This window comes from Roseicyclus sp. (genome assembly GCF_052168335.1).
In the GTDB taxonomy this organism is placed as follows: Bacteria; Pseudomonadota; Alphaproteobacteria; order Rhodobacterales; family Rhodobacteraceae; genus Roseibacterium.
On record NZ_JBQLZP010000311.1, the window covers coordinates 1 to 5,740 of the forward strand.

Annotated in this window: 5 protein-coding genes; 3 read left to right on the top strand and 2 right to left on the bottom strand. The window is 73.7% G+C overall.

Annotated features, from left to right (window positions below; genetic code table 11):
* Positions 1-1,970, top strand: a 1,970-nt coding sequence (gene pepN, locus ACTS11_RS09700) for an aminopeptidase N (protein ID WP_442640117.1), incomplete at its 5' end; no start/stop codon positions are given.
* A 520-nt stretch (positions 1,971-2,490) separates the two neighbouring features.
* On the opposite strand, the gene ACTS11_RS09705 is transcribed toward pepN, so the two are convergent.
* Positions 2,491-3,258 carry a heparan-alpha-glucosaminide N-acetyltransferase gene (locus ACTS11_RS09705; protein ID WP_442640118.1) on the bottom strand — a complete coding sequence of 256 codons (768 nt, stop codon included), beginning with the start codon at positions 3,256-3,258 and terminating at the stop codon, positions 2,491-2,493.
* 86 nt (positions 3,259-3,344) lie between these two features.
* On the opposite strand from ACTS11_RS09705, the gene ACTS11_RS09710 reads away from it, so the two are divergent.
* Both ACTS11_RS09710 and ACTS11_RS09715 read left to right on the top strand, forming a co-directional pair.
* On the top strand, positions 3,345-4,250 hold the full coding sequence (locus tag ACTS11_RS09710; RefSeq protein WP_442640119.1) for a 1-acyl-sn-glycerol-3-phosphate acyltransferase: 906 nt from the start codon (positions 3,345-3,347) through the stop codon (positions 4,248-4,250).
* Positions 4,251-4,327: 77 nt separating this feature from the next.
* Positions 4,328-4,738: a hypothetical protein gene (locus ACTS11_RS09715; RefSeq protein WP_442640120.1), complete on the top strand. Its 411-nt coding sequence runs from the start codon at positions 4,328-4,330 to the stop codon at positions 4,736-4,738.
* 6 nt (positions 4,739-4,744) lie between these two features.
* Here the strand turns inward: ACTS11_RS09715 and ACTS11_RS09720 are convergent, their stop codons facing one another.
* Positions 4,745-5,617 (bottom strand): transglycosylase SLT domain-containing protein, encoded by an 873-nt coding sequence (locus ACTS11_RS09720; protein WP_442640121.1) that lies wholly within the window; start codon positions 5,615-5,617, stop codon positions 4,745-4,747.
* Positions 5,618-5,740: the final 123 nt, after the last annotated feature.

The window sequence follows — 5,740 nt, forward strand, 5'->3', positions numbered from 1 at the left end:
TTCGGGTCTTTGTCCGTCCGGAGGACCTGGACAAGTGCCAGCACGCCATGGAGTCGTTAAAGCGGTCCATGCGGTGGGATGAAGAGGTGTACGGCCTGGAATACGACCTCGATACCTTCATGGTCGTGGCCGTTTCCGACTTCACCATGGGCGCGATGGAGAACAAGGGCCTCAATATCTTCAACTCGAAATACGTCCTCGCCTCGCCCGAGACCGCGACCGACCGCGACTACGACCTGATCGAGGGCATCGTCGCGCACGAGTACTTCCACAACTGGACCGGCAACCGCATCACCTGCCGCGACTGGTTCCAGCTCTGCCTGAAGGAGGGGCTGACCGTCTTCCGCGACCAGCAGTTCTCGGCCGACATGCGCTCGGCCCCGGTCAAGCGGATCGAGGACGTCCTGCAACTGCGCGCCCGCCAGTTCCGCGAGGACGCGGGGCCGCTGGCGCACAACGTGCGCCCCGACAGCTACATCGAGATCAACAACTTCTACACCGCCACCGTCTACGAGAAGGGCGCCGAGCTCATCCGGATGCTGCGCCTCCTCGTCGGGCCGGACGACTGGTGCGCGGCGCTCGACCTCTACTTCGCGCGCCACGACGGCCAGGCCTGCACGATCGAGGACTGGATCCAGGTCTTCGAGGACACGATCCTGCGCGATCTCAGCCAGTTCAAGCGCTGGTATACCCAGGCCGGCACGCCCAGGGTCTCCGCCCGCTGGGAGATCGAGGGGACCACGCTCCGCCTCACGCTGTCGCAGTCGGTGCCGCCGACGCCCGGCCAGCCCCTGAAGGAGCCCGCCGTCATCCCCGTCCTTCTCGCGCTCCACGACCCCGAGGGGGCCGAGCTCCTGCCCGAGACGCTGCATGTCCTCGACGGTCCCGAGGCGCGGCTCGACTACGACCTCGCGGCCCTCGCCGCGGCCGCGGGCCGCCCCGTTCCCGCCCGCGTCATCCCCTCGCTCCTGCGCGGCTTCTCCGCCCCCGTCATCCTCGACGCGCCCCTGCCGCGCGAGGACCGGCTGGTGCTGCTCGCCCATGACCGCGACCCCTTCAACCGCTGGGAGGCGGGCCGGAGCCTCATGCGCGAGGCGCTGATGGCGATGCTCGCGGGCGCGAACGCCCCCGATCCCGCGCTCTTCGAGGCGCTGGGCAAGCTGATCGAGGACGAGGGCCTCGACCCCGCCTTCCGCGCCCTCGCGCTCGCGCTGCCCTCCGAGGACGATCTCGCGCAGGCGGCCTGCGACGCGGGGCTCGTGCCCGACCCCTCCGCCATCCACTCCGCGCGCGAGGACTTCTCGCGCGCCATGGCCGAGGCGCTGCACGGGACGCTCGCCCGCCTGCACGACGCGATGGACCCGGGCCCCGCCTACAGCCCCGACGCCGGACAGGCCGCGCGGCGCGCGCTGCGCAACACCTGCCTCGCGCTGCTCGCGCGGGTCGAGGGGCCGGACCGCGCCCGCGCCCGCTACGACGCCGCCACCAACATGACCGACCAGATCGCCGCCTTCACGACGCTCCTCGAGCAGGGCGACGCGGAGATCGCCGGACGCTTCTTCGCGCAGTGGAAGGAGGACCGCCTCGTCATGGACAAGTGGTTCATGGCGCAGGTGGCCCATGCCCGGCCGGAGGAAGCCGTCGCCGTGGCCGAACGGCTGACCGGGCATCCGCTCTTCGACTGGAAGAACCCCAACCGCTTCCGCGCGGTGATGGCGGGCCTGACGGCGGGCAACCCCGCGGGCTTCCACGACCTCTCGGGCGCGGGCTACCGCTTCGTCGCGGACTGGATCATCCGCCTCGACGCGAAGAACCCGCAGACGGCGGCGCGCATGTCCACCGCCTTCGAGACCCGCAAGCGCTACGACGCCGACCGCGTGGCGCTGATGGACCAGGAGCTTGCCCGCATCGCCGGGACGGAAGGCATCAGCCGCGACCTCGCCGAGATGGTGGCGCGGATGCGGGCCTGAGCCGCGCACGGACCACCGGACCGGGGAGGGCAGCCCGGGCACAGCCATCGCCGGAGGCGACCGGGACCCCGCACGCGGCGCGCAGGGTCGGCGCCGACGGGGCGATGGCGCCGCACGCCACTCCTGAAAGGGCCGCTCCTGCACGGGCCGCTCCTGCATGGGCAACGCGCCCGCCCCGCGCCGCCCGGCTTCCGCCGGTCCCCTCGCGCATCCGGAGCTCCCGCCGCGTGGCGGGCGCCGGGTCAAGGATCGCAGACCGGCGGAGCCGGCGCCGCAGGCGTCCTTGACGCGGCGGCCGCCACGCACAGGCTCGGACGGGCCTGTTCGCGGGCAGACCTGCCCGCGAACGGCGTCCCGGCGACGGGCCCTCCGCCTCCGCACACGCGACGCCCGACGCGGCGCCCTGCCCGGCGCACGCGGCCCGCGCCGCCTGCCCCGAAGGCGCGAGGCTGCCGCCGGGCGGCGGAAAAGCCGGCTTTTCCGCCGGTCCCGCCGGCGGGACCGCCCCCTCGGGCCGGCCTCAGCGCAGGAGGAACGTGGCCCCGGCGACCAGCGCGATCAGGACCGGCTGGTGCAGGAGATAGACGAGAAGCGAGTGCTTCCCCGGCCAGGCGAGCCGCTCCCAGGCGGCGCTTCCCCGCCACCGCGCGAGCCGGTGCCAGAGCCCCCTCGCGCTCCCGATCCGCCCCGCGGCGAGCCCGAGGAGGAACGGCCCGAGCCAGGGCGCGAGCGGCACGTAGTCGACCGAGCGCACCGTCACCGTCTGCAGCCCCGTCCACCAGAACCACCAGGGATCGAACAGCTCCGCCCGCGCGAAGCCCGGCGCCGCGAAGGCCAGCGCGGCGAGCGCGATCAGCCCAAGCGCGGGCAGCCGCAGCACCAGCATTCCCACGAGGCTCGCCGCCGCGATGGAATGCAGGATGCCGAAGAAGATGAAGGCCCCCGGTACCGCCACATACGTCACGCCCGTGATCAGCGCCGCCGCCGCCGCGATCTTCGCGAAGCGCCGCCAGAATCCCGGCCAGCGCCGCCCCGCGCCATGCCCGAGCCAGAGGCTCACGCCCGCGAGGAACAGGAAGCTTCCCGCCGTGCAGACCGCCAGAAGCCGCCATCCCCCCGTCGTGGACGTGCCCGGCAGCACCCAGCCGAACAGCTCGAGATCGAAGACGAAGTGGAAGACCGCCATCGCCACGAGCGCGCCCGCGCGTGCGAGATCGAGCGCGAGGATGCGCCCCGGGCGGTCCGGTGCGGCGGCGGAAAGGCTGTCGCGGAGGTCGACGGGGCTCATGGGCGGGAACCTAACAGGCCTCCCGCGGCTTGCCCATGTTGCAGGGGCGTCATTCCGGCGTTACCTTTACATGGTTGCAGATCGCCATGGACATGCCCATGGACATGCAGAGCCGCATAGACCCGCTCATCGCCGAGCGGGCGCCCTGGCTGGCCCATACGCACCCGGCCAACGCCGTCGCGCGCAGGGTGCTCTACCGCCTTCTCGCCCAGCGCCGGACGCTTGCGCTCGCCGAGGCGCTGGCGCCGCGGCCGACCCACGAGGTGATGGATGTCGCCGCTCGCCACGTCGCGCGCCGCGTGACGGCGACGGGCCTGGGGAACATCCCGGCCTCGGGGCCCGCCCTCGTGGTGGCGAACCATCCTACCGGCATCGCCGACGGGCTGGTGCTCTGGCGGCTCCTCGCACGGCGGCGGCCGGACGCGTTCTTTTTCGCCAACGCCGACGTCCTGCGCGTCATGCCCCAGCTCGACAGCCTGATCGCCCCCGTCGAGTGGCGGCGCGACAGACGCACCCACGGCAAGACCCGCGAGACCCTCGCCTATGCGCGCCGCGCGCTCGAGGAAGAGGGTCGTCTCGGCGTCATCTTCCCCTCCGGGCGGCTGGCCAAGCGCCGGGGCCTGCGGTTGCACGAGCGGCCCTGGATGACCTCGGCGGCGACGCTGGCGCGCAAGCTCGGCCTGCCGGTCATCCCCGTGCACATGCGGGCGCGGAACTCGGTCCTCTTCTACGCCTTCGACGCGATCCACCCGACGCTGCGGGACATCACGCTCTTCCACGAGACGCTGAACAAGGCGCACATGCCCTACCGCGTCACCGTGGGCGAGGCGATCGACCCCGCCGCCCTGCCCGCGGACCCGGACGCGGCGACGGCCTTTCTCAGGCGCGCGACCCTGTCGCTGGGCGAGCCGCCGGAGGGTCCGGGCATGCCCCTCCTGCCGCGCGAGGTCCGCTTTCCGCCGCGCATCGCCTCGCGTCCCCGCCGCGCCTGAAAAGCAGCACCGAAGAGCCGGAGGCCCGCCCCCGCCGGGTCCAAGTTTGGCCCGAATCCGGGGGCCAGATCGGCGCCATGGACAAGACGTTTCACCATGAAGCCCGCCCCGGAAGCCTGCCGCTCAGCCTCTTCGCGCTGGCGGGCCTGATCCTCCTCGCCGTCCAGCTCTGGGAGATCATGCCCGGCTTCGTGATGCTGGTCTTCATCCCCGCGCTCCTCGTCTGCATCGCCCAGCTCGTCATGACGCCGGTGGACGTGCTCCGCATCTCGGACGCGTCCTGGCGGATCGAGGCGGGGGCGGAGGCGAAGGACCTGCCGGCCTCGGAGATCGCTTACCTCCGGCTCGAGGATCGCGGGCGCAAGTCGCGCGGCACGGTCGTGCTCATGGACGGCTCCGAGGTCGAGATGCCGCAGGGCGCGCTGCCCGATCCGCTCGTGCTGATCCGCGAGGCGACGCGGCGCGGCGTTCCGGTCCGCCACGCCTGATCCGCCTCAGGGCCGCGCGAGCGGCCTCTGCCCGGTCTCCGCGACGATGTCCGGGCGCGCCAGCGGCCGGAACGCTTCCTCCGGCGGCGGCTGGCAATAATCCTGCCGCCTCAGCCAGGTCCGCATCTCCTCGCGCTTGCGGGCGGAGTGGAACGGCCCCCAGTCGGCGGCGACGCCGCGCATCCCCTCCGAGATCACCTGGTCGCGCGGCACCGTGATCCCCATGATCCGGAGCCCGCAGCTCAGGTTCGCGGGCCCGTCGAGCAGCGCCTCGCCCGTGGTCGCGCGGCAGCCGCGCCAGCGCGCCGTGCCCGGCGCGATCTGGACGAGGCCGAACCATTGCCCGCCCCCGCCGATCGCGGTGTGGTGATGCGTGCTCTCGTGCCAGGCGAGCGCCGAGATGAGCCCCGCCCAGAAGGCGCGCCGCTGGCCCGTGTCCGCCGCCGCGTAGCCCGGGCACCAGTCGCCGATGTCGCGGGGCACGGTGCGGGCGAGCGGCGCGCCGGGCCCGCGCAGCGCCGCCATCGCCGCGAGCGTCCACTCCATGTCCTCCGGGTGCCCGTCCCACAGGAGGTCCGGCGCCGCCCAGGGGTCGCGCGCGATGGGCCGGAGGCTCGCCTCGGGCGCCCCCCTGACCGGCCCGGCGCCCGCGGGACGCGGCAGCGGCAGGATCGCGGGACGCGGCGCGGACGCGGCTTCGGGCAGGCGGAGCGGCGGGTCGCCCGGCACCGGGAGGGGCCGCGCCGCCGTCTCGCTCGACGCAAGCTCCAGGGCCGCGCCAGTCGCTGGCGCGTCCTCGGCCCGGGCGGCCGGCAGATGGACCGACAGCGCCAGCAGGGCGGACACGGCCAGCCCCGCCGCGCGGCGTCGCGGCGTCATGCGCGGAAAACCCCCAGGTCTGTTGCGCCTCCACCGGGCTAGCGGGCTGAGCGCCCCCGCGCAAGCCTCGCCTGCGCGGGCGGCCCTCAGGCGGCGGCGCGCCGCCCCTCCTCCACGACCTCG

Bases quoted from the DNA above. Each gene is read 5' to 3' on its own strand.
- ACTS11_RS09720 (WP_442640121.1), bottom strand. From the start codon at position 5,617: ATGACGCCGCGACGCCGCGCGGCGGGGCTGGCCGTGTCCGCCCTGCTG.
- ACTS11_RS09715 (WP_442640120.1), top strand. From the start codon at position 4,328: ATGGACAAGACGTTTCACCATGAAGCCCGCCCCGGAAGCCTGCCGCTC.
- ACTS11_RS09705 (WP_442640118.1), bottom strand. From the start codon at position 3,258: ATGAGCCCCGTCGACCTCCGCGACAGCCTTTCCGCCGCCGCACCGGAC.
- ACTS11_RS09710 (WP_442640119.1), top strand. From the start codon at position 3,345: ATGGACATGCCCATGGACATGCAGAGCCGCATAGACCCGCTCATCGCC.